The following is a 22,257-nucleotide window of genomic DNA, read 5'->3' as shown; positions in this document are numbered from 1 at the left end:
AAAAATGATGGGAGGTGGCGCTAGCTAGGAGCGATCGATATTATTATCGCGCAACAAAAACGTATGTTTAGGCTAATAAGCGATGATAAAATATGCGACACTTGTTGAAGCCGAAGCAGTCGTAAATGAATGGGGCGGAATACCGGAAACAGTTGAGCATATTAGCAATTCCGGAAGTGCTGTGTTTCGATTTAAAGATTCGGAGAACTTTTGGCAAATATTACGACTTACAGACGCAACTTTTCGTAGCTATAAAGAGGTGCAAGCAGAACTTAAATTTCTTTCCTACTTAAAAGAACACTCTGTAAATGTAGCCTACGGAATCTCCAATGCTAAAGGCTTACTGTTAACTGAATGGGCTGCCCAATCAGGATTATTTATCTGTTCCGTTCTTTCATATGTTGACGGTATTTGCGTTGAAGATGGTTCGCAGTATTGGAATAAGCAATTTTTTCGTGAATGGGGCAGAAGTCTTGCTTATATTCACAAAGCTTCTCAATCATATAATCCGCCTGGGACAACCTCAAAGCCCTGGATTTGGAGTGATGAAATACTTTTTAGACAAGCAGAACAGTTACTACCTCAAGACGATTTTTTTTCAAGACATGAATATCGAGAAGTTTTAAGTATGTGCCACGACCTTGAGAGGTCGTCAGAAACATTTGGCATTATTCACGCTGATTATGCTCCTCAAAACTTTCGTTACAATCCAGTTACAAACCAAATCTTTGCGTTTGACTTCGGCAATTGCTGTTACCATTGGTTTGTTTCAGATCTTGCTATTTCTCTTTCATCAATTCGCAACAAACCTAACAGAGAAGAGATTAAATCAGAGATCTTAGCGGGATACTGCGAAATTAAAAATTTACCTGATAACTATGAAGAACTTATTAACCTTTTTCTTAGACTCAGAGCTATTTATATTTATTTAGACAGGCTATATTTGTTTGGTTCAAACCCTAACATTGAGCAGAGAAATACGTTGGAACAATTTAAATTGCGGGTTCACGCAAAAGCCAATTGGTAACATTGCCTAAATTGTAAGAAAACTGAACTGGTAAGGCATCAAATATAGAGCGAGCGCTGTATAAAGGAAACTGTTGTCTTCAATAGATGTAACAGACATTTCGCAGGTAGGCTAGGTTCTGTTGACACAATTAACGCAACCAAATTAAAGCCGAAGCAAATTCGGCAAATCCCAAATAACATTCGTCAGTTTTGTCAAAACGGCTGAAAACGCGACGATAGTATTTAAGTTTGTTAAAAAAGCACTCAACTAGATGTCGCTCCTTGTACAGATGTGAATCGTAATCTCTAGGGTTGAGGCGACCAGAACGAGGCGGAATCACGCCTTGAGCACCAGTTTCCTCAATCAAGACCACAAAAGCATCACAATCATAGCCTTTATCGGCAATTACCTGTTGAGCTCGATAACCAGCCACCAATGCCTCTCCTTGACTGATATCGGCGGTTTGCCCTGGAGTCAGAAGCAACCGCAGCGGATTGCCCAACGCATCTACCACAGCATGTAACTTGGTACTAAATCCGCCACAAGAACCTCCTAAAGAGTGTTTTTCTGACCCCCTTTTGCTCCTGCTGCACAGGGATGAGCACGAATCATGGTGCTATCGGGAATTAAACTTTCTAAGTCAGCAGAGTGGGACATTTCTTGCAAGAGACGATGCCAAACTCCCTTCTGACACCAACGCCGATATCGTTTGTAGAGGCTGTTCCAGTTGCCAAAACGTTTGGGTAATTCACGCCATTGAGCACCTGTGCGAGTAATCCAGAGAACCGCATTCAGAAAACGACGACAAGCTTTGGGGTCTTTGATACGGATGTCTTGTTGGTGGCTCAGAACAACGAAAATTTGCTGCCAAGCAGAATCGTCCAACTTAACACGAGATTTCATGAAGAATTTTTTGACTAAAATCAGCAACTTCAGGTACTTTCTCATCTTTGCCTCTTTACGTCAACAGAACCTAATCGCGCACCGAGAACGGGATGATTCAGATAGGCGATCGCTTCTTCTCGACTCTTGATGGCGTAATATTTTGAAGTTGTACTATGACCTAAATAGAAGGTTTGTGCGATATAGTGCAGCCTGTCGCTAAAACCCTTGCTATACAATCAATACAGCAATTGGATTTGTTGATTTTAGCGATCGCAAAAACATAAGTTACACAAATGTTTTTGCACACCGCATATATTGAAAAAACTTTGCCTAAAATGGAGGTTGGGGTATATCAAAATACCTATAGCAAAGCATTGTAACTCCGTCTTGAATTTTTAAAACATTGCCTAGAAGGAGTCCTTTTAGGCAATGTTTTTTATTTGTATTTATTATATTTCAGAGCCAAAAATGAGGTGAAAAACATAAATTTTAATCTAATTTTAACCTAGTTGCACCATATGGCACGAACCTTCTATTTAGGCCTTTTAGCGAAGTTGGGCTACACATTGAGTGGTGTGATTCATCATCTCGACGAAGCCGATCCAGAGTTGGTGTATGTCAAATATCTCAGGCGGGGCACTGGCTAACGTGGGGAGAGTTTTGTTCTTTGAGTGCAGAGGGATTTAAGATTAATCGTCGGATGTTGGCAACTATGAGTCCTTATATTAACCGCAATCTGAAGCGGTACGGAGATTACGTGGTGGATTTGAACAACATTCCTCAACCATTTGAAGGAGCAATTAACTTGCCAGTGGAGATTCTTGAAACCCAGACTAACTAAGGCTTTAATAGCTATCTTGCACTATTTTACACGTATCTCGGCTCTCCCTCGCTTACAATGAAAGGTAGAATCAATTCAAAGTCTATGTCTATTCTTAGAGCTCGACTCTTAAGCTTTATCCTGGCATTTTTACTAGCTCTAGGAATAAGCTTTGCAGCAGGTCAACCTGGCTCAGCCCAGTTTTTACTATTAGAAGATTTGACCCTAGAAGACACCGCCGACCCATCGTCTGGAGTCACTCGCTACGGCAATATTGAAGCGATCGTGGTCAAATCTCCCCTGAGCAGTCGAAAATTATTCACAATCGCCTCACCCACCGTTTACGATCGTAGCCCCGATAGCATTGGTGAGCAAATGCCTGTAGAGCAGCGGGCCGCAGCAATCCAGGATAAGCTCTTGCTTTTAATCAAGCGCCCTATGGACCCAGAGTCCTTGGTGTTCGAGGTATCTATGCTCCACAATTTACCGGTTATCGACGTTAGAGACGCCGAATTTCCTGAACCTCTAATTCTAGCAACGGTTACAGAATATGATGATAACTACGCTGGCGTACCGGTAGATGAGCTAGCGATGAAATGGCGCGACGCCTTGGAAGAGGATCTGCGCAGCGGGCTCGAAAATCTGCCCGAAAGCAGACAGCGGGTCAACACTATTGTTTCTTCCCTAATAATTTTGTCGGTGGTTGTATTTGGCTTAAAATTTGCGATTTCGCGACGCCAAAAACAGCTTCGACAGCGCAAAAAAGTCATTAACGCCGAAGTAGAGCACGCTTCTTCAGCTGAAGAATTCCAAACCAAAGCCAGTCCAGAGACTATCCGCAGACAGGTTGAGCAAAAGCGAGCTAATCTTCTGCGGGAGCTACAGCAGACCTCTACCCTAGACCGCCGACTCTCAATCCTAGACTTTATCCAGTGGCTGCTGTTTTGGCTCGTTATTTTAGCTTGGTATGGCGGGGTAGCTTGGGTAGCTTGGGTATCTCCCTATATACTGCTTAATTCTCCCATTGGTGAGCCGCTTAAAGTCATTGTCGGCCTGCTCTCTGTTTGGTTTTTTATAGGTCTTGCCATTCGAATTAGCCGTCATCTGATTGACCACTTCGCCACCGAACGAGAAGGGCTATATTTGGGAAATCTGATGGCGTTTGGGGATATCAAGCGTCGTAATTTGCGGGTTTTAACAGTTGCTGTTGCTGTAAAGGGTTTGGTTACCATTGTGCTGTTGCTGATTGGGATCCTGTTGGCTCTGCACTTTCTAAAGGTCTCTACCGTGTCGTTGATCGCCATCACCAGTGTGGCGGGTCTAACAATTACATTTGGCTCGCAAAACTTGGTGAAAGACCTGGTAAATGGCTTGTTTATTTTGGCGGAAGATCAGTATGCGGTTGGCGATGTGATCGATATTGGTAGCGCCGCCGGTTTGGTCGAAAACTTCAACCTGCGGATTACCCAACTGCGCAGCGACAACGGTGAGCTGGTGAGCATCCCCAACAGCAGCATCACCCAGGTAAAAAATTCAACCCGTAACTGGTCGCGGGTATCTTTCAGTATTAATGTGGCTTATGAAGCTGACCCTGACAGATGCCTGGATGTGCTTAAAGAAATGGCCCAAACATTTTACAACGACCCCGAATGGCACAGCACAATGTTGACCGAACCGACAGTGCTGGGTATCGACAGAATTTCTAACAAAGGTATGATCCTCAAGACCTCTATTCAGACCGAACCAGCGCAACAATGGGCAGTCGGTCGCGAATGGCGTCTCCGCATTCGCCGGGCCCTGCCCGAGCATGACATCGCCATCGGGGGCACTGTTAGGTTAATAGTTGAAACAAAATAAAACTCTGGTTATCACTACTTTTATCGAATCTGTTAGACGTGAATAGCCAAAACTGATTTTGGATAAGCTGAAGCTGTGACAACTTCAATCCTGTAAAGTTCTGTATGAAATGCCCACACTGTAATTCAGTTAAATTTTCTCTACTTCGGAGGACAACCAATTTAGGTTATGAGAGGTTCCGATGCAAAAGCTGTCGTCTAACCTATAATGAGCACAGTGATAGTCAGTTCAACTTTATTAAAGTCTCCACAGATATTATCTTTCAAGTTTTGCTGAGTCGAGTCAGATACAAATTGAGTTACCGAGATGTGACGGAATTCTTCTTACGTAGCCACTGATGGATTAAGATCCTATCCTTGTGCCATCAAGGAAGAGCTAGGAGAAGATGTGGAACATGAAGTTCTCCCCTGTACCGCTAATCCAATAGAGCAAAGTCATAGTAAAATTAAACATCGATACCACCCAACCCTGGGTTTTAAAGTTTATAAACCAGTATTTTATTAAGGGGTACTTTTCTAAAGTTACTCCGATCGAGACGGGTCGACCGACTATATGAATCTTCAATCAACTGAGAAGATTTTTGTAAATCTTACCGTCTTTCACGATCGTAACGAAGTTATTCTCTGGGTCCTCAATTAACTGAATATCATCCAGTGGATTACCGTTCACCAACAGCAAGTCAGCCAGCGCCCCTTCTTCAACAATCCCCAACTTTCCAGGATAAGGATTGCGTGGACCAGACAACGCTAGCAATTCAGCATTAGTAATGGTTGCCATCCTCAGCGTTTTAGCAGGAGTGTACCAGCGTACCATTTTCGATAACTGCGCCCCTTGGCGAGCGGCTTTTCTGGGACTGTATAACGTGTCAGTACCCCAAGCGGTTTTAAGTTTGTATTTCTTAGCCAGGTTATAGGCTCTGTCGGTACCCTGAGACACTTTTAGTTGTCTGGCGCGATTGGGCGAGCCTTCAGGATAGGGATTTGCATCCTCATCGTCAAGGAACGGCTGCGTACTAAGCCAGATTCCTTTTTTAGCCATTATCCTGGCAGTTTCTTCATCCATCAGTTGACCGTGCTCGATGCACTTCACTCCAGCCCGAATTGCCGTCTGAATAGCCTTGGGCGTATAGGCATGGACGGCAACGTAGGTGTTCCAGTTTTCAGCAGCTTCAACAGCGGCGTGAAATTCTGCCTCCGTGTATTCGCTAACATCTATCGGGTCATAATGTGAGGCTACACCACCACCTGCCGCTAGCTTAACCTGACTGGCTCCCCGCATGAGCTGCTCGCGGGTTCTGCGTAAGACCTCAGGCACCCCATCGGCGATCGCACTTATTCCATATTGTTCCGCCAGACTCAGCTCAGAAGTTGGCGTCCTGGGTAGCTCTTTAAGTTCGCGAAAGTCTCCATGACCACCAGTTTGCGAAATCATCGCTCCCGAAGGCCAAATGCGCGGACCTACTACATCACCCCGGTCAATGTTTTGCTTTAACTCAAACACCGGTCCCGCCATATCCCGCGCACTGGTAAACCCTCGCATGAGCATGGCAGTAGCATTTTTTTCCACTTTCTGAAACAGTTCCTCTGGCGAACCACTGGCTGCCACTGCCATTAGCTTCTCGACTGAAGACGTCTCCATAACCAAGTGAACATGAGCATCAATCAGTCCAGGCATCAGTACCCGTCTTTTACCGCTGATCCGAGTTACGTTAGTCCCTGCTGGTAGAGAAATCGACCCAGTAGAAATTGTCTGGATCTTGTTTCCAACCACTAACACATTAGAAGGAGCAGACAGTTGCTCGGAAGTGCCGTCCAATATCCGCACATTCTCAAACAAGATGCTAGTGATTTCCTGACTCGCAATATTAGGGGATGACTGACTTTGAGCAAATCCTATTGGTGCCATAAATCCGAGCAACAGCAGTAGCATAGTTCCTAAGGCCATCTGGTAACGAAATCGCATATGCACTCCTGTTTACTAACAACTAATGTATCAACAAGTGGCTTAAAGTTATTAACACGTTGCCTAATTTTGCAAAAACCCCATTGTCATCACTGCAGCCACCTTAGTGCCAAACGGAATGGCATTGAGATCTACCTGAAAATTAGGGTTATGGTTTGTGAAGGGAACGGTTTTACCTTCTGCCCTGGCTTTGGCAAAAAGATTGGGTTCGGCTATACCCACATAGATATAACCAAACTGAATTGTGTCATAGTCACCCTTAAGCAAATGAGCATCCTCAGACGCTGTAGAGCCTGGAAAAGTGGTTAGCAGTTTGTCTGAACCTACCAGATTCAGTATGTGGGCATTGATGCGCTCGATCGCCGCTTCGTCATTCACCAAAGGAGTAGTGCTACTTCCTTCCGTTATGGTCGGTAGTTTATCTTCTGGCAGACCATAGGCCTTGGCCAAGGACACATTCACCGAGTGAATCCCTTTTAGCAGCGTTTCTCGGACTGCCGGATTAAACCAGCGCAAATTGATTTTGAGCAACGATTCTTCTGGGATTACATTCGCGGTATTCCCCGAATTAATAGCACCCACCGTAATCACGGCCGCTTCTTTGGGGTCAATCGCCCGAGCCACGATCGATTGATACTGAACGATCGCGTGAGCGCTCATGAGAATCGGATCTTTCGCTAGATGAGGAGAAGAACTATGCCCCCCTACACCCTTAAACGACACATCGATGTTGTCACTGCCAGCCATTTGCGTTCCGGCTCTACTGGCAACTACCCCAGTTGGGGCAGGAGCCGTATGCATTGCTAACAGATAATCCGGAACCGGCACGTCGTGGCGAGTGTAAAGCCCATCCGCGACCATGGCCTTGGCACCTCTCACTCTCTCTTCGGCTGGTTGTGCTACCAAAATCAGGGTTCCATTCCACTCCGCTCGCAATGCCATCATTACCTTCGCCAGCCCCAACAACCAAACGGTATGGGCATCATGACCACAGGTATGTGCCACAGGCACTTCCGTCCCATCTTCGTTCACAACCTGCTTGGTGCTAGAATAGGATAATTCGGTCGTTTCTTCTACGGGCAGTGCATCCATATCGGCCCGATACATCACCGTCGAGCCGTCACCATTACGCAGAATCCCCACGACGCCAGTCTGACCAACGCCAGTTTTGACTTCATAGCCCAATGTCTTGAGTTCCTCCGCCACAATTCCAGCCGTTCGGGTTTCCATGAACGCCAACTCCGGGTTCTGGTGGATATCTTTAAACAGATTGATCAGGCGATCGCCATCTCCATCGATCTCAGACAACAGACGCTCGAAACAAGCCGGTCTTTTAGCTGGAGTACCAGTAATAGTATTTTCAAAGCTCACGGGCACACACATGATTGAATCTCCTAAAACTTCTTTAATTAGATGTACCTAACATTCAAAGGAATTTTAAGTTATTCCCCCACTGGAGAGCGCCTGCTGTAGAAATGGTCGATTATACCAACTCCATTGTCCTGATGTTACAGGAACAATCCCCAGTTCGCTTCGCCACTCATCTAAAGAACGCTCTAATCCTTCTTCCCACTTAACCGCAAATAAAGGCTTTGCCTGTCGCGCTATCTTAATCCCTTGGGAAACAAGGTCAAAGCTATATCTCATGTAATTCTCAATCCCCTCTCTCTCTCGACCCGTACTGTAGATTAACAGCCCCGAAAGCAAGTCGATGAAAATAAAAGCTGGATAGTTAATTTGTCCGACCGTAACCGAAATAACACCGAGTTCACCATAATCATCAAAGCTAAATCCCGTCAGAACATGGTGCAAGTCATGGGTTTTGCGAACCCGATGAGTAATGTAATCGACATCTGAGCGAATCTCGCGAATACGATAAAATTGAGGATCGTAGTTCATCGTCTTGAGAATTGTGGCATAAGTCCACCCCAGAGAGTTTCGAGGCAGTTTGAGCAGCTCTTCCAAATCAAACTCTTTTCCCATATAGCGCTCTTCCAGGAGCTGGGCAGAAGCAGGGTCTTGGCGAACTTGTGCGAGACATTTTTGCATTTGGGGACTATCTCTTAGGTTCTGTTGACGTAAAGAGGCAAAGATGAGAAAGTACCTGAAGTTGCTGATTTTAGTCAAAAAATTCTTCATGAAATCTCGTGTTAAGTTGGACGATTCTGCTTGGCAGCAAATTTTCGTTGTTCTGAGCCACCAACAAGACATCCGTATCAAAGACCCCAAAGCTTGTCGTCGTTTTCTGAATGCGGTTCTCTGGATTACTCGCACAGGTGCTCAATGGCGTGAATTACCCAAACGTTTTGGCAACTGGAACAGCCTCTACAAACGATATCGGCGTTGGTGTCAGAAGGGAGTTTGGCATCGTCTCTTGCAAGAAATGTCCCACTCTGCTGACTTAGAAAGTTTAATTCCCGATAGCACCATGATTCGTGCTCATCCCTGTGCAGCAGGAGCAAAAGGGGGTCAGAAAAACACTCTTTAGGAGGTTCTTGTGGCGGATTTAGTACCAAGTTACATGCTGTGGTAGATGCGTTGGGCAATCCGCTGCGGTTGCTTCTGACTCCAGGGCAAACCGCCGATATCAGTCAAGGAGAGGCATTGGTGGCTGGTTATCGAGCTCAACAGGTAATTGCCGATAAAGGCTATGATTGTGATGCTTTTGTGGTCTTGATTGAGGAAACTGGTGCTCAAGGCGTGATTCCGCCTCGTTCTGGTCGCCTCAACCCTAGAGATTACGATTCACATCTGTACAAGGAGCGACATCTAGTTGAGTGCTTTTTTAACAAACTTAAATACTATCGTCGCGTTTTCAGCCGTTTTGACAAAACTGACGAATGTTATTTGGGATTTGCCGAATTTGCTTCGGCTTTAATTTGGTTGCGTTAATTGTGTCAACAGAACCTAAGGCATCTTCAATATCAAACACGTTGTTCGTTTCGACCCTAACTCCTGCAACCTTATCTACCAATGTCAAAAGCTTGTCGACATTTTCGGGTGTTGCTATAGAATCAATATACTTAAATCCCATGGTTTTGTTCTCCCAATTTAAGTTCGGTAAAACTTATACAATTTCAAATTACTAAAAAAACAAGTAAGCCTCCCTTAACCTATATTTCGCACGTTACTAATGAAGCACGATAGATTATGGTAAATATCGCTAATTTTGTCAGATTTTCATTGTCACATCTTGAACTATTGTTGATTTTTCGCGATGACATGATTTAGACTTAAATCGCTAAAACTACCCCAAGGTAATGGATTTGAATGAAATTTATTATAAGTATAATGCAACTCGCGAAATGTGGGCCTTAATGGCAATAAGTTAATACGCTGATTGTGGATTTTCTAATTCCTGTAACGCTTTAGCGATCGCTTTATAATTGGCGAAATGCTTCTTGTTCTTGACAGTCGGTGCATAAACCAAAAAATTCTAGAGTATGATAGTAAACCTTAAATTCTTGAGATTGTTGAAACCAACGGTCTAAATTACCGTTTATCGGACAACTATCGATAACAATCGAACGTTGACAGTGAAGACAGTTAAGGTGATGTTGCTGGTGGAATGAAGTAGCACTATACAAAGATTTACCTTTAATACTTAATCGTTCTTGGATCGAGCCTTGTTTGTGAAGAGTTTTTAAGGCACGATACACTGTTGCCAATCCGATCTTTTTGCCCTGACGCTTTAACTCTGAATACAAATCTTGAGCATCAATTTCTCGTCGGAGTTGTTTGAGAAAATTAATAATAGTTTTGTGACTGCTGGGTTGTCGAATTGGCATAAAAATTAACAATCGCGAATTAAAATTGGTGAACATCGAGACAAGCGATCACCCGTGTCAACCTTGGAGGGGGCGATTCCTTAGAGACTGACTAAGCTACGCTTCCTCGGTTAAGAATAAAGAGATGGGCTTAATACCCATCTCTAACAGGGACACGCAAATCGATCAACGCCACACAGGGTTGTGGCGAATTAAACTCATAAACTCCTGACGGGTTTTAGCATCATCGGCAAACACACCTCTAACCGCACTGGTAGAAGTCCAAGAACCAGGTTTTTGTACTCCCCGCATCACCATACACATATGGCTGGCTTCTACTACTACCGCCACCCCTTTTGGTTGTAATAATCCTTGGAGTGCGTCGGCGATTTGGGCGGTTAATCTTTCCTGTACCTGCAAACGCCGTCCGTACATTTCGCAGATACGAGCAATTTTGGACAGTCCGATTACCTTACCATCGGGAATATAAGCTACGTGAGCGCGACCGATAATGGGTAAGATATGGTGTTCGCAGGAGCTAAACAGATCGATATCCCGAACTAAGACCATTTCATTAGCGTCTTCGTGAAACACTGCCCCATTGAGCAATTCGTCTAAAGATTGATGATAGCCAGAAGTCAAAAACTTTAAGGCTTTGACCACTCTCTTGGGGGTATCTCTCAAGCCTTCGCGGTCTGGATCTTCTCCCAATCCCAAGAGTAAAGTCCTTACTGCTTGGCGCATCTCCTCTTCTGACACGGGAGACTGTTGCGTAGTAGTTAATTGAGGTAATTTATTATCGATTTTGTCCAATCGATCTGGTTGGGACTTAGCTAGGGTCATAAATTTGAATTAGATTAAACTAAATAGTAACAGAAGTAGCCAAGCAGTCATTTAGCTGTTGGCGGAGTTTATCGGTATCTAAATGACGACCGATAAAAACTAGCTGGTTGACAGGAGGACTAGACCAAGGTTCGGACTTAATATCGTTGCGCTGTCCGCAAAGTTGGAAAATGTGCCTTAATTGGCTTCCTGCAAACCAAACAATTCCTTTAGCACGAAAAACTTCTAGGGGAAGTCCTTCGTTTAAAAACTTTTGAAATTTATAGACATCAAAGGGGCGATCGCTTTGAAAGGACATAGACACAAAACCATCGGCTTCTAAGTGATGGGAATGATGGTGATGATGTTCGTGGTGTTCTTGTTCGAGGTAGCTATCTGTCGCAGTCAAACCCAAATCCAAGATTAAAGGTAGGGGAACTTGAGCATATTGTGTCTGAATAATTCTGGGATTATTTTTAATTGAAGCAATGTAGGTTTCTAATGCAGTTAATTGTTCTCTACTCGCTAAATCGGTTTTATTTAGCAAGAGAATATCCCCATAGGCAATCTGCTTATACGCCACCTCGCTATTGAAATGTTCTGGGGTAAAGCTTTCCGCATCAATCAAGGTAATAACCGAGTCTAGGCGCGTAAAATCTCGAAAATCCGAACCCACAAAAGTCAGAATAATCGGCAAAGGGTCAGCTACACCAGTAGTTTCAATAATCAAACGCTCTACTTTTTCTCCCTTAGCCAAGATTCGCGTTACTGCTTCTACCAAGCCTTCATTAATCGTGCAGCAAATACAACCGTTGCTCAATTCCACCATGTCATCGTCGTAGGAAACCAAAAGTTGAGCATCGATATTAATATCGCCAAACTCGTTTACTAATACTGCTACTTTTTGGTTGTAGTCAACACGGTGGTTGGATATGCTCCTTGACCACAAAGGCGATTCGGTTTGCCGCATGTAGCATCCCCCACCGTCATTTTGCAGGATTTGATTGAGTAAGGTAGTTTTCCCGCTACCGAGAAAGCCTGTGATGATAGTGACTGGTAGTTGCTGGGAAGTCTCTAACATGGTGAAAGAAAACAGTATGGTGTATCTAAGATTTATTATAATGATAATCGTTATCAAAATCAAAACAATAAACGACTAAAGCGATAAGCCTAGCGGCATGGCTGAGTCCTTCGGACTGGGTATGTAAAATAAATTGTGTCAAAGGTCAAAACACACTCTAATAAATAGAATTAATGTGAGGAATGAGACTATGACCTTTCGACCAGAGTTAATTGATGAACTGCTCAAAGACTATGAAAAACCAGAAGACCTTATTGGAGAAGGAGGAATCCTCAAACAACTGACCAAAAAACTCGTAGAGCGTTGTTTAGAAGCTGAAATAGACGTACATCTAGAGACTCAGAAGGCAGAGCGGGGCAAAAAAGAGCGACAAAATCGACGCAACGGACACAGCCGTAAAACCATTAAGGGGGAGTTTGGCGAAGCGGAACTTGCCGTGCCTCGCGATCGCGATCGCCAATTCGAGCCTCAGATGGTCAAAAAAGGACAAACTCGTTTTACAGGCTTCGATGACAAGATTCTCGCCCTGTATGCGAGAGGAATGACCACTCGTGATATCCAAGCCCAACTACAAGACCTTTATGGAGTAGAAGTATCGCCAGCCCTGGTATCTCAAGTAACCAATGCGGTTCATGAAGAGCGACTCCAGTGGCAAAATCGCAGCCTAGAGGCAGTGTATCCAATTATCTTTTTTGATGCTTTGGTCGTCAAAGTCAGACAGGAGGGAAGAGTCATCAACAAAGCCGTCCATCTAGCTCTGGGAATCAACATCGAAGGCGATAAGGAGTTATTGGGGCTGTGGATGACCCAGACAGAAACGGCAAAATTCTGGCTGTCGGTGTTAACTGAGTTAAAGAATCGTGGAGTCAAGGATATCTTTATTGCTTGTATCGATGGTCTGACGGGCTTCGCCGAAGCGATTGAAACGGTATTTACGCAAACCCGCGTACAGTTATGTATGGTACACATGGTCAGGAACTCCCTACGCTATGTCTCCTACAAACACCGTAAAGCTGTTGCCGCTGACCTCAAACGAGTGTACACTGCCGCTACTGAAGCTGAAGCCGAACAGGCACTAATAACTTTTGCTGACAAGTGGGACTCCACTTATGCCCCAATTAGTAGGTCTTGGCTGGCTCACTGGCAGCACGTGATTCCGTTTTTCCAGTTTCCTCCAGAAATCCGTCGCATTATTTACACCACTAATGCGATCGAGTCGATGAATATGACTCTTAGAAAAGTGTTGAAGAATCATCGGATTTTTCCAACAGATGAAGCTGCGCTCAAAGTTATTTATCTTGCGATTAATAACTTATCTCAGAGATGGACTAGACCTTTACGGGATTGGAAAGCTGCTTTAAATCGATTTGCCATCGAGTTTGAAGGACGGCTTCCACTTTAACTTTCTTTGACACAAACTTATTGACAGATCCGCTTCTGGAGATGACATCTTAATCTTAGGTGAAAGTGATCGCGCTTTTGGTGCTAAAGGTGCAGATCGATTCTTTATAACTAATGGCGGTAACAATACTATGACTGGCGGTGAGGGTGCAGACCAATTTTGGGTGGCGACTGCCGAAATTCCTGAAACTGCTAATACTATTACTGATTTTACTATTGATGAAGATGTAATTGGTATTGCTGGTTTGGGTATTGGTTACAGCGATCTCACTATAACCCCTCAAGGCAATGATGCTTTAATCTCTGCCAACAACTCGGATTTAGGAATTATTCAAAATGTTGATGTCAATAGCTTGAGTGAAAGTGATTTTGCTTTTGCCTAACTTCTGAGCAGAGGAGCCGAAGAGCGGGGGAGAGTTGTCTACTTACAAGTAAAAATTCTCCCCTGCACCCAAGCACCCAAGCACCCCTGCATAGAAAGGCGATCGCTTCTTGATGCAGTCGCTCTAAGAAGGAAACCTTCAAGACCGCGCTGCATCGCTTTTCTAATATAAGCGTCGTCTAAGCTTTTTCAAAAGCTCTGTCGCCCTTCTGAAGAGATTGTCGCCAAGCGTTAATACCCAGACTGATAAGATAAGTAACCGCAGCACAAAGTACGATCGTCGCTCCAGAAGTAAAATTGAGAAGATAAGAAAGTGCTAAACCTACGGTAGTAAACACCATGCACAGACCAATAGCTAGCAAGATCGTTTTCTTCATATCTTGGACATAGAGATTGGCGATCGCAGCAGGCATAGACAGCAAGGCAATCAGCAGAATTACTCCAGCAACTCGCATCAGCATCGCGGTTGTCAAGGCAATAATACCCATCAACATTAGATAGAGAGCATCTACGGGTACATTACGAACTGTGGCAAAAGTATCGTCAAAGGAAATGGCTAATAGCTCCTTATAAAATGCCACTACTAATAGAACGATAATGATATCTAGGAGCAGCATAATCCACAAATCTTGTCGCGGAACAGCCAGAATGCTACCAAATAAATAGCTTCTCAAATTTGCCACGTAGCCTTCAGTCAGGTCGATAAAAATCACGCCAATAGCCATACCAATCGACCACAACATACCAATAACAGTATCCTCTCGCAGTCGAGTTTTACGCTGCACTAGACCCATGCTCATTGCTGCAACTAAACTAAAACCAATAGCTCCTAGTACGGGATTAAAGCGAAAGAAAAAACTCATGCCAACGCCTCCGTAGGCTGCATGGGCTATTCCTCCTGCAATAAACACGATGCGATTGACTACTACAAAAGTGCCAATAATTCCACTGGCAATACTTACCAGCAGTCCAGCTAGCAGCGCATTTTGCATAAATTCTTGTTGTAACGCTTCCAACATCTTCTATCCTTCTGTATTATGTGGGTCTAAAATGCGCTGAGGAATGCCCTGATGAACTACTCGTTCTATGGCGTTGCCATAGGTTTGCTCTAGCATCCGATCGGTCACTTGGCGATCGCCGTGATAATAGAGTTTTTGATTCAAACAGCCTACGGTTTTAACCTGAGACGAAATAGCTCCAATATCGTGGGAAATAGTTAAAATTGTAACATAGCTGTTAATCTCCCCAAGCAGGTCGTAAATTATTGCTGATACTCGACTATCCAAGCTAGCAGTCGGTTCATCTAGAAGTAAGATACGTGGTTCTGTGGCTAAGGCTCTGGCAAGATATACTCGCTGTAGTTGTCCTCCAGAAAGCTCGCTTACGGAACGATGGCGAAGATCGAGTAGGTCTACCTGTCGTAGTGCCTGTTCCACCTTTTCATCATCTCGACGATTGTAACGACTCAGAAGACGGCGTTTTCCCAAGCGTCCCATCCGCACTACATCCCAAACATCGATAGGAAAACTGCGATCGAAGGTAATTATTTGGGGAACATAGCCAATATATCGCCGACCTCGCTTGGCTTCCAGACCTAAAATTCTGACCTGTCCTCGTTGAGGTGGTAGTAGTCCCAGCAACACCTTAAATAGGGTTGTTTTACCTCCGCCATTAGGACCGATGATGCCGATATAGTCTAGTTCGCGAACGGAAAAATCGATCGCCTGCAAAACATCATTTTGCTTGTAGCCCGCCCAAAGATTTTTAACTTCGATTACCAGATCGGATGAATTTGATGTCATTTCATTTATCACTTAACATTTATCATTCGTGATTGAAGTAGGCTTGAAACCTCTCCCAAACTTCTTTCTTCATAAAGGAAGAGGCTTGAAACCAAAATGTTTAATGTTCGCCCTCGACAGTCGCACGGCGCATACGCGCCATCGTCATGCGAAGCATGACTTTGCCCTAATAGGGGCTGTATGGGGGCAACCCCTACAACGCGCTGTCTCGCAATGTTCAATGTTTGGTTAGTCCGACTCATCAACTGAGAACTTGCTTATAAGTATCAGCAACCTTACGCATATTACTCAACCAGTCTTCTGCCAGGGGGTCGATTAAAATTACTTCGCCACCAATTTCATTAGCAATAGTTTTAGCATCCTTAGTGCTGAATTGAGGCTGTGCAAAGATGACCTCAATATTTTCTGCTTCAGCTTCTTTAATCAGTTGAGACATTTCCGCAGCACTCGGCTCGTTTCCGCCAACTTCAATCGGAATCATTTCTAAGTTATAGGCATCCGCAAAGTATCCCCAAGCAGGATGAAAGACCATAAAGGTTCGATCTTCAACATTAGCGAGGGTGGCTTCTATGTCTCGATCGAGCTGTTCGATCTCGGCGATAAATGCTGTCAAATTCTCTTGATACCTAGGCTCATTTTGCGGATCTAGCTCTACTAAAGCGTCGTAGATTGTCTGGGCTTGTTCTTTAACTAGGGGAGGAGATAGCCAAATATGAGGATCGGGATTAGTACCTGTTTCAGCTTCTGCTTCATTGTGTCCGTGTGCTTCATTGTGCCCATGTGCATCATCATGTCCGTGTCCGTCTTCTTCCCCGTGGTGATGATGGTCGAAAGCCATCGGTATTCGGTCGATATCTTTAGTTAAATCTATTACCTGTAAATCGGAATTAGCAGAACTAATGCGTTCCCACCAAGCTTTCTCGAAGGGTACGTGGATGCGGACATAGGCATCGGCATCGCTTAAGCTCTGAAGTTGCTGGGGTTTGGGTTCGTAAGTAGCAGGACTCGCTCCTGACGGTAAGAGAATATCAACATTAACGCGGTCGCCACCAATTCGCTCTACAAAGTATTTTTGTGGGGGAATACTTACCATTACTTCTAGTTGGGTTTCTGTAGCGTCAAGATCTGAGGCTTGAGAGGCTTCAGGCGCAGTTGATTCTGTTGGAGTTTCACTTACCTCGGAGGAGTTACACCCGACTAAAGGTGTAATCCCCAATGCTAGAGCGATGACAAATAGGAAACGATAATTGGACATTGATTGTAAAGGCTGCATCAAAAATACACCGACAAATAAAACAAGAATGATTATCATTTTTATGATATCCGAGATGCGGTATTTTCTCGATTATCGTCTTACTCTTGCTGTTGTCAGAGTCCGAGGCTATGATGAGAATCGTTATCACGATCGTCAACAGCTATCTAACAATTAGTTAATGGACACATCAATACAAGGCATACCCGTTAGCATTATTACAGGATTTTTAGGTAGTGGAAAAACTACTCTGCTCAACCATATTCTGACTCAACAGCAAGGATTGAAAACGGCGGTTCTAGTCAATGAGTTTGGCGAAATTGGTATTGACAACGAATTGATTATTTCCAGTGATGATGATGTTGTAGAGCTAAATAATGGCTGTATTTGCTGCACCATCAATGAGGACTTAGTTAAAACAGTCCATAAGATTTTAGAACGCAGAGAAAAAATAGATTATTTGATTGTAGAGACTACAGGGATAGCCGATCCTTTACCAATAGCGGTAACTTTTTTAAGTACGGAATTAAGAGGTAAAACTCGCCTTGATTCTATTATTACTTTAGTTGATTGTGATAATTTTTATACTCAAACTAGAGAAGAAAGTTTTGCAGCTAAACAACAAATTACTTATGCAGATGTTATTTTACTCAATAAAACAGATTTAGTGGAATCACAAGTAGTAGCAAAAATTGAAGATAAAATTCGCCAACAACGTCCTAATGTAAGAATTTTACAAATGGTCAAAGGCAATGTTGCTTTACCTTTAATTTTAAGTGTAGGTTTGTTTGAATCAGACCGTTATTTTCAAGAAGAAACAAATCATTCTCATCACGAGAGCGAACACCACCACCACGAACATCATTCTCACGAGCATCATCACCACCAAAGACATAATCATGACCATCATCACCATTCAGATCATTTAGATGAGGATGGTTTTACTTCTCTATCTTTTGAAACAAAACAGCCTTTAGATATTCGCAAGTTTCAATATTTTCTCTATAATCAACTACCCGAATCGGTTTTTCGCGCTAAAGGTATTTTATGGATAAAAGGAAGTACCGCCCGTCATATCTTTCATCTCAGTGGAAAGCGTTTTGGCATTGAAGATGATGAATGGAAAGGTATGCCCAAAAATCAATTAGTTTTTATCGGACGAAATTTAGAACCAGAGAAATTAAGAGCATTACTGGAAAATTGTGTTGCTAAAAAATAGTTTGGCGAGGAACTGCTATCAGCTATAAACAATGCTGGTTTCTCCATTAGGGCGATCGATTAGAGTAATTTCCTTTTGTTGTAATTTTTCTCTAATGCGATCGCTTTGGGCATAATCTTTTACTTTTCTGGCTTCATTACGTTGTTGAATCAATCTACTAATTTCTGCTTCATCGAAGTTATAGGTATCTTCTAAGTTGGCTTCAGGTTTAGCTTCTAATCCTAAAATCTCTGCTAGATGAACTAAAGTTTGCCATTGTCGTTGTAACTCTTCCAGATCGGTAGCGGTTTTACCTTCGTGGGTTAACAAATTTCCTTCCCGACGGAGATTTTTAGCTAGTTCAAACAAAACCGCTAATCCCCCAGGAGAGTTAAAATCATCGTCCATTGCTGTTTTAAATTGTTCTATGACAGCAGAGTCGAGTTCTTGGTTTTTCTTCCAACCTAATCTATTGCCATATTTTTCCCCAAAGAGTAAACCTTGCTGTAAAGTCTGCCAACCATTGGTTGCTGAAATAATCGCCTCTTCAGTAAAATCTAATGGCTTGCGGTAATGTGCCTGTAAAACAAACAATCTAATTACCATCGGATCGAGGGGACGATTTAATAACTCGCGAATTGTCGTAAAGTTCCCCAAAGACTTAGACATTTTTTCCCCATTCACCGTTACCATGCCATTATGCAACCAGTATTTAGCCAGGGGTTTACCATTGGCAGCTTCCGACTGGGCAATTTCATTTTCATGATGGGGGAACACCAGATCGCCCCCACCGCCATGAATATCAATGGTTTCTCCCAACAATGCCCTCACCATAGCAGAACATTCAATATGCCAACCAGGACGACCCTCACCCCAAGGAGAATCCCAAGCAGGTTCTTCTGGTTTCGCACTTTTCCAGAGGGCAAAATCGGAAGGATGTTTTTTATTGCTGTTTACAGGATCGCTAACTGCTACCCTGCCACTAGCCCCCGCTTGCATCATTGACCGAGAGGGATGCCGAGGTTTCCTCGGCTTATCCAATCGAGGTGTTGACTGGCTACGTCCAGAGAGTTTGCCATATTCCCCAAAAGCTTCCACATGAAAGTAAACGTCTCCATCGACCGTAGCGTAAGCATATTTTTTATTGAGCAATACCTGAATTAATTGTTGAATCCCAGCGATGTTATCGGTGACGCGGGGATATTCATCTGCATCCATGACATTTAAGGGACGAATATCTGCAAAGTAAGCTTTGATAAAACGTTCTGAGATATCTGCCATCGAAACTCCTTCCTGTTGGGCGCGCTTGAGAATCTTATCATCGATATCGGTAAAATTCTGCACGTAGGTAACTTCATATCCGCGCCATTGCAAATAGCGACGTATCATATCCCAGACAATATAAGAACGGGCATGACCTAAATGGCAATAATCGTATACGGTCACGCCACAGCAATACATGGTCACTATGCGTGGTAGAAGGCTTATAAAGGTTTCGAGGGGACGGGTTTGGGTATTGTAAATTTTTAAAGTCATCAAGCTATGTAACTATCTTTAAAGGGGGTAAGGGGGGAATACGAGCTAAAATTCCTTTTTGTAAAACTTCTGGACGGTCTTGGCGTTTGATTAGTCCATCGTTGCTAGCAAAGTATTGTTCGGCAAAGCGCAATATAGAAGAGGGACTGGTCATCGGTGGCAAATCGCCAAACATCAGAGTAGTTTTATTAGGTGCAGCAAAAGCAACTACACAGGGACGATTACAAGCACTCAGACAATTAACTTCTTGAATAATAAATTCATCTTTATATTGCCAGTTTGCTTGCAAAGCTTTTAATTGATTTGATAAATGTTTTCCACCTCTTTGTCCTAAATAATCCTTTCGTTGAGGAGAAAAGGCGCAGGAACGACAGACAAATATAGTGTGTTTGCTCATCTTAATTAAAGTTTGATATTTTGCTTTTAATTGATAGATATCTAACTGTTGTATTTCAGCAATCGATTTATGAATTTTGTATTGTTTTGGAGATTGTTTCATAATTACAATCGCTGTTTCAATGGGCGGACATCCTGGTTCGTGACAGGTTAATTGATTTAAAGAAATAGTGACTTGTTTATCTAGATTTAAAATTTCAGTTATCCAAGTTTTTACTTGTTTTACTTTTGCAGGATCGGTTTTCAAATTACTTCGCGAAAATAAATCCATTACAATTACCAAGGTAAATTAGGCAGACTAAATTTATTGGGTAAAATCAAACCAGCTAGACAGTCATTAAGCTGCTGTTTAATTAAAGACTCATCCAAATTACGCCCGATGAATACCAGTTCGTTTTTGAGTTGACTCGTCCAATCATCTGCTTGCAGATCGTAGCGAGGTCCACTAAGTTGAAAAATGTGTCGGGTAGGACTTTCTTGAAACCATAGTATACCCTTAGCACGAAATACATTATTTGGTAACCCTTGGGTTAGGAAACGTTCAAATTTCTCAATTTCAAATGGGCGATCGCTTTGAAAAGAAACGAAATCAAAACCATCTGTTTCCAAATGATTATTAAAAGCAGATTTGTTACGTCGAAACTCAGGAATTTTAGATTGATAGTTATCTGCTTGAGTTAAACCAATATCTAAAATTAAAGGTAAAGGTACTTTCCCATATTCGCTCTGTAAAATTCTAAATCCTGGTTTAATATTGCCGATAAATGTTTCTAATTCCGCAATTCTTTTTCCGCTTGCTAAGTCAATTTTATTTAAAACAACCATGTCGCCATATCTAATTTGACTTAAGGCGACATCACCATCAAATTGATTAGCACCAAAACCTTCTGCATCTACAACCGTAATCACCGCATCAAGACGAGTTAAAAACTTTAATTCTGTCCCTAAAAAAGTCAATATAATTGGTAACGGGTCGGCTATTCCTGTAGTTTCAATTACTAAATAATCAACTTTTGATTCTCGTTCTAAAACTTGATAGACAGCATCTACTAAACTGTCATTGATGGTACAGCAGATACAACCATTATCGAGTTCTAATATATCTGATTCCACTGAAATAAGTAGCTGCTCATCAATATTAATATCGCCAAACTCATTGACTAATACCGCTACTTTCAGATCGTCTTTATTTTGTAAAATTTGATTGAGTAAGGTGGTTTTGCCACTACCCAAGAAACCAGTAATAATCGTGACTGGCATTCCGCTTTTAGGTAAAGATGGCAGAGCATCGGACAGGCTAAAGTTTAGACGAGTCATATTTTTAAGTTAGTTCGTCTCGACAAGTTTTGATAATGATTATCATTTTATCTCGTTCTGAAAAATCTGAGGACACGAATTTTGAAGTTTTTTTCAACAACGCGGTTAGATATGCTCATCACGCGCCCCTGCATCCCCCGCGCTCAAAATCGCGTAGGGAAGCTGTAAGGGTAGCCATCGCATAGGGCGACGTATGGCAACGTATGTCCGTGCAAAATTGAAGCAATGTTACAGACGGCTTTCCAGCAGATTGACCGCGAGAGAGGCTCCCGACCAGGGAGCCTCTCTAATCGCGGTGTTGACAATTTTGTGATAACGATTATCATTATTACTTAAGAAGGAATATCGAGAAGACTTATGAAAATCTTGTCCCTGCTAGATCGTAACCGTAGAGCTATTTTTTCAATAATCTCTTTACTAGCAATTTCTAAATCTAGTAATGCTGTTGAAGCAACCAAGATACAAGCACCAGAAACCAGAGAATCTTTTAGCTCTAACCAAACAGCATCAGAAGAATCTCTCAAAGCCTGTGCCCGTCATCCAAAATTGGCTCGATACTTTTGCGCCGAAGCTCAACAATTACAGAATGTTCGGAAAAATATCCCAGAAATCGATCCAGTGGCTCGCCCCCAAGATGCTTTATTAAATGTTACTGATGAAGAAAGCGATACTGCTGTAGAAATATTCGGCTGTGATTGTATTGCATCAATAAATTGTTTGCGTCGCCTTCGCAATCAATTGCCCTAGTTCAGTCGCTCCGCTTAATTTAC

Annotated in this window: 23 protein-coding genes and 1 pseudogene; 10 read left to right on the top strand and 14 right to left on the bottom strand. The window is 42.9% G+C overall.

Translation table 11 applies throughout. From position 1 onward, the window contains the following. Positions 1-82: 82 nt before the first annotated feature. Positions 83-1,027, top strand: coding sequence for a phosphotransferase enzyme family protein (locus ACLFKQ_RS24075; RefSeq protein ID WP_449002224.1), 945 nt, complete (start codon positions 83-85; stop codon positions 1,025-1,027). 130 nt (positions 1,028-1,157) lie between these two features. Here ACLFKQ_RS24075 and ACLFKQ_RS24070 read toward each other — a convergent pair. Next, positions 1,158-1,912, bottom strand: a protein-coding gene (locus tag ACLFKQ_RS24070) for an IS5 family transposase (protein WP_448998612.1) whose coding sequence is annotated in 2 segments (ribosomal slippage) — positions 1,158-1,589 and positions 1,592-1,912 — 753 coding nt in all. Because the reading frame shifts where the segments join, the coding sequence is not laid out codon by codon here. A 41-nt stretch (positions 1,913-1,953) separates the two neighbouring features. Next, positions 1,954-2,130, bottom strand: coding sequence for a DUF1810 family protein (locus ACLFKQ_RS24065; protein ID WP_449002223.1), 177 nt, complete (start codon positions 2,128-2,130; stop codon positions 1,954-1,956). 431 nt (positions 2,131-2,561) lie between these two features. On the opposite strand from ACLFKQ_RS24065, the gene ACLFKQ_RS24060 reads away from it, so the two are divergent. The 3 genes and pseudogenes from ACLFKQ_RS24060 to ACLFKQ_RS24050 form a co-directional block, all read left to right on the top strand. Further along, on the top strand, positions 2,562-2,735 hold the full coding sequence (locus ACLFKQ_RS24060) for a hypothetical protein (protein ID WP_449002222.1): 174 nt from the start codon (positions 2,562-2,564) through the stop codon (positions 2,733-2,735). Between the two features lie 84 nt (positions 2,736-2,819). Then, entirely contained in the window at positions 2,820-4,571 is a 1,752-nt protein-coding gene (locus tag ACLFKQ_RS24055; RefSeq protein ID WP_449002221.1) for a mechanosensitive ion channel family protein, read from the top strand. Between the two features lie 104 nt (positions 4,572-4,675). Next, positions 4,676-5,048, top strand: a pseudogene (locus ACLFKQ_RS24050) (IS6 family transposase); the annotation flags it as partial. An 87-nt stretch (positions 5,049-5,135) separates the two neighbouring features. On the opposite strand, the gene ACLFKQ_RS24045 reads toward ACLFKQ_RS24050, so the two are convergent. The 3 genes from ACLFKQ_RS24045 to ACLFKQ_RS24035 form a co-directional block, all read right to left on the bottom strand. Further along, positions 5,136-6,533 carry an amidohydrolase family protein gene (locus tag ACLFKQ_RS24045; protein WP_449002220.1) on the bottom strand — a complete coding sequence of 466 codons (1,398 nt, stop codon included), beginning with the start codon at positions 6,531-6,533 and terminating at the stop codon, positions 5,136-5,138. A 63-nt stretch (positions 6,534-6,596) separates the two neighbouring features. Then, a complete protein-coding gene (locus tag ACLFKQ_RS24040; protein ID WP_449002219.1) occupies positions 6,597-7,916 on the bottom strand; it encodes an amidohydrolase in 1,320 nt (439 codons plus the stop codon). 54 nt (positions 7,917-7,970) lie between these two features. Beyond that, a complete protein-coding gene (locus tag ACLFKQ_RS24035) occupies positions 7,971-8,582 on the bottom strand; it encodes a Coq4 family protein (protein WP_449002218.1) in 612 nt (203 codons plus the stop codon). Positions 8,583-8,670: 88 nt separating this feature from the next. Between ACLFKQ_RS24035 and ACLFKQ_RS24030 the strand changes: the two genes are divergently transcribed. Next, a protein-coding gene (locus ACLFKQ_RS24030; RefSeq protein WP_448998612.1) for an IS5 family transposase occupies positions 8,671-9,425 on the top strand; the annotation gives its coding sequence in 2 pieces (ribosomal slippage) (positions 8,671-8,991 and positions 8,994-9,425; 753 coding nt in all). A 488-nt stretch (positions 9,426-9,913) separates the two neighbouring features. On the opposite strand, the gene ACLFKQ_RS24025 is transcribed toward ACLFKQ_RS24030, so the two are convergent. From ACLFKQ_RS24025 to ACLFKQ_RS24015, 3 genes are all read right to left on the bottom strand, one after another. Then, a complete protein-coding gene (locus tag ACLFKQ_RS24025) occupies positions 9,914-10,321 on the bottom strand; it encodes a Fur family transcriptional regulator (RefSeq protein WP_449002217.1) in 408 nt (135 codons plus the stop codon). 165 nt (positions 10,322-10,486) lie between these two features. Further along, on the bottom strand, positions 10,487-11,143 hold the full coding sequence (gene folE / locus ACLFKQ_RS24020; protein WP_449002216.1) for a GTP cyclohydrolase I FolE: 657 nt from the start codon (positions 11,141-11,143) through the stop codon (positions 10,487-10,489). A 19-nt stretch (positions 11,144-11,162) separates the two neighbouring features. Further along, on the bottom strand, positions 11,163-12,203 hold the full coding sequence (locus ACLFKQ_RS24015; RefSeq protein ID WP_449002215.1) for a CobW family GTP-binding protein: 1,041 nt from the start codon (positions 12,201-12,203) through the stop codon (positions 11,163-11,165). A gap of 190 nt (positions 12,204-12,393) precedes the next feature. Between ACLFKQ_RS24015 and ACLFKQ_RS24010 the strand changes: the two genes are divergently transcribed. Together ACLFKQ_RS24010 and ACLFKQ_RS24005 are read left to right on the top strand one after the other, a co-directional pair. Continuing rightward, a complete protein-coding gene (locus ACLFKQ_RS24010) occupies positions 12,394-13,605 on the top strand; it encodes an IS256 family transposase (protein WP_448998010.1) in 1,212 nt (403 codons plus the stop codon). A gap of 130 nt (positions 13,606-13,735) precedes the next feature. Continuing rightward, positions 13,736-13,987 carry a hypothetical protein gene (locus tag ACLFKQ_RS24005; RefSeq protein WP_449002214.1) on the top strand — a complete coding sequence of 84 codons (252 nt, stop codon included), beginning with the start codon at positions 13,736-13,738 and terminating at the stop codon, positions 13,985-13,987. A 178-nt stretch (positions 13,988-14,165) separates the two neighbouring features. Here the strand turns inward: ACLFKQ_RS24005 and ACLFKQ_RS24000 are convergent, their stop codons facing one another. The 3 genes from ACLFKQ_RS24000 to ACLFKQ_RS23990 all read right to left on the bottom strand — a co-directional run bounded on the left by ACLFKQ_RS24000 (position 14,166) and on the right by ACLFKQ_RS23990 (position 17,100). Further along, a complete protein-coding gene (locus tag ACLFKQ_RS24000) occupies positions 14,166-15,005 on the bottom strand; it encodes a metal ABC transporter permease (RefSeq protein WP_449002213.1) in 840 nt (279 codons plus the stop codon). A 3-nt stretch (positions 15,006-15,008) separates the two neighbouring features. Continuing rightward, on the bottom strand, positions 15,009-15,788 hold the full coding sequence (locus ACLFKQ_RS23995; protein ID WP_449002212.1) for a metal ABC transporter ATP-binding protein: 780 nt from the start codon (positions 15,786-15,788) through the stop codon (positions 15,009-15,011). A 241-nt stretch (positions 15,789-16,029) separates the two neighbouring features. After that, positions 16,030-17,100, bottom strand: a complete 1,071-nt coding sequence (locus tag ACLFKQ_RS23990; protein WP_449002211.1) for a metal ABC transporter solute-binding protein, Zn/Mn family — start codon at positions 17,098-17,100, stop codon at positions 16,030-16,032. Here ACLFKQ_RS23990 and ACLFKQ_RS23985 point away from each other — a divergent pair. Then, the gene (locus ACLFKQ_RS23985; protein WP_449002210.1) at positions 17,090-17,218 is read left to right on the top strand and encodes a hypothetical protein; all 129 of its coding nucleotides are present in this window, start codon (positions 17,090-17,092) and stop codon (positions 17,216-17,218) included. The genes ACLFKQ_RS23990 and ACLFKQ_RS23985 overlap by 11 nt on opposite strands. Positions 17,219-17,221: 3 nt before the next feature. Beyond that, entirely contained in the window at positions 17,222-18,259 is a 1,038-nt protein-coding gene (locus ACLFKQ_RS23980) for a CobW family GTP-binding protein (RefSeq protein WP_449002209.1), read from the top strand. 18 nt (positions 18,260-18,277) lie between these two features. On the opposite strand, the gene cysS is transcribed toward ACLFKQ_RS23980, so the two are convergent. The 3 genes from cysS to ACLFKQ_RS23965 all read right to left on the bottom strand — a co-directional run bounded on the left by cysS (position 18,278) and on the right by ACLFKQ_RS23965 (position 21,487). Continuing rightward, the gene (gene cysS / locus ACLFKQ_RS23975) at positions 18,278-19,774 is read right to left on the bottom strand and encodes a cysteine--tRNA ligase (RefSeq protein WP_449002208.1); all 1,497 of its coding nucleotides are present in this window, start codon (positions 19,772-19,774) and stop codon (positions 18,278-18,280) included. A 4-nt stretch (positions 19,775-19,778) separates the two neighbouring features. Continuing rightward, positions 19,779-20,171: a DUF1636 family protein gene (locus tag ACLFKQ_RS23970; RefSeq protein ID WP_449002251.1), complete on the bottom strand. Its 393-nt coding sequence runs from the start codon at positions 20,169-20,171 to the stop codon at positions 19,779-19,781. A 275-nt stretch (positions 20,172-20,446) separates the two neighbouring features. Next, complete coding sequence (locus tag ACLFKQ_RS23965; RefSeq protein ID WP_449002207.1) at positions 20,447-21,487, bottom strand: CobW family GTP-binding protein; 1,041 nt, start codon at positions 21,485-21,487, stop codon at positions 20,447-20,449. Positions 21,488-21,844: 357 nt separating this feature from the next. Between ACLFKQ_RS23965 and ACLFKQ_RS23960 the strand changes: the two genes are divergently transcribed. Next, a complete protein-coding gene (locus ACLFKQ_RS23960; protein ID WP_449002206.1) occupies positions 21,845-22,234 on the top strand; it encodes a hypothetical protein in 390 nt (129 codons plus the stop codon). Positions 22,235-22,257 lie beyond the last annotated feature (23 nt).

It is taken from the genome of Myxosarcina sp. GI1(2024), assembly GCF_053543375.1.
The sequence above is the reverse complement of the archived record's forward strand: the minus strand, read 5'-3'. Positions and strand labels throughout refer to the sequence as shown.

Coding starts and splice junctions, on each gene's coding strand:
- ACLFKQ_RS24075 (WP_449002224.1), top strand. CDS start 83: ATGATAAAATATGCGACACTTGTTGAAGCCGAAGCAGTCGTAAATGAA.
- ACLFKQ_RS24055 (WP_449002221.1), top strand. CDS start 2,820: ATGTCTATTCTTAGAGCTCGACTCTTAAGCTTTATCCTGGCATTTTTA.
- ACLFKQ_RS24045 (WP_449002220.1), bottom strand. CDS start 6,533: ATGCGATTTCGTTACCAGATGGCCTTAGGAACTATGCTACTGCTGTTG.
- ACLFKQ_RS24040 (WP_449002219.1), bottom strand. CDS start 7,916: ATGTGTGTGCCCGTGAGCTTTGAAAATACTATTACTGGTACTCCAGCT.
- ACLFKQ_RS24035 (WP_449002218.1), bottom strand. CDS start 8,582: ATGCAAAAATGTCTCGCACAAGTTCGCCAAGACCCTGCTTCTGCCCAG.
- ACLFKQ_RS24025 (WP_449002217.1), bottom strand. CDS start 10,321: ATGCCAATTCGACAACCCAGCAGTCACAAAACTATTATTAATTTTCTC.
- folE (WP_449002216.1), bottom strand. CDS start 11,143: ATGACCCTAGCTAAGTCCCAACCAGATCGATTGGACAAAATCGATAAT.
- ACLFKQ_RS24015 (WP_449002215.1), bottom strand. CDS start 12,203: ATGTTAGAGACTTCCCAGCAACTACCAGTCACTATCATCACAGGCTTT.
- ACLFKQ_RS24010 (WP_448998010.1), top strand. CDS start 12,394: ATGACCTTTCGACCAGAGTTAATTGATGAACTGCTCAAAGACTATGAA.
- ACLFKQ_RS24005 (WP_449002214.1), top strand. CDS start 13,736: ATGACTGGCGGTGAGGGTGCAGACCAATTTTGGGTGGCGACTGCCGAA.
- ACLFKQ_RS24000 (WP_449002213.1), bottom strand. CDS start 15,005: ATGTTGGAAGCGTTACAACAAGAATTTATGCAAAATGCGCTGCTAGCT.
- ACLFKQ_RS23995 (WP_449002212.1), bottom strand. CDS start 15,788: ATGACATCAAATTCATCCGATCTGGTAATCGAAGTTAAAAATCTTTGG.
- ACLFKQ_RS23985 (WP_449002210.1), top strand. CDS start 17,090: ATGATTATCATTTTTATGATATCCGAGATGCGGTATTTTCTCGATTAT.
- ACLFKQ_RS23990 (WP_449002211.1), bottom strand. CDS start 17,100: ATGATAATCATTCTTGTTTTATTTGTCGGTGTATTTTTGATGCAGCCT.
- ACLFKQ_RS23980 (WP_449002209.1), top strand. CDS start 17,222: ATGGACACATCAATACAAGGCATACCCGTTAGCATTATTACAGGATTT.
- cysS (WP_449002208.1), bottom strand. CDS start 19,774: ATGACTTTAAAAATTTACAATACCCAAACCCGTCCCCTCGAAACCTTT.
- ACLFKQ_RS23970 (WP_449002251.1), bottom strand. CDS start 20,171: ATGAGCAAACACACTATATTTGTCTGTCGTTCCTGCGCCTTTTCTCCT.
- ACLFKQ_RS23965 (WP_449002207.1), bottom strand. CDS start 21,487: ATGACTCGTCTAAACTTTAGCCTGTCCGATGCTCTGCCATCTTTACCT.
- ACLFKQ_RS23960 (WP_449002206.1), top strand. CDS start 21,845: ATGAAAATCTTGTCCCTGCTAGATCGTAACCGTAGAGCTATTTTTTCA.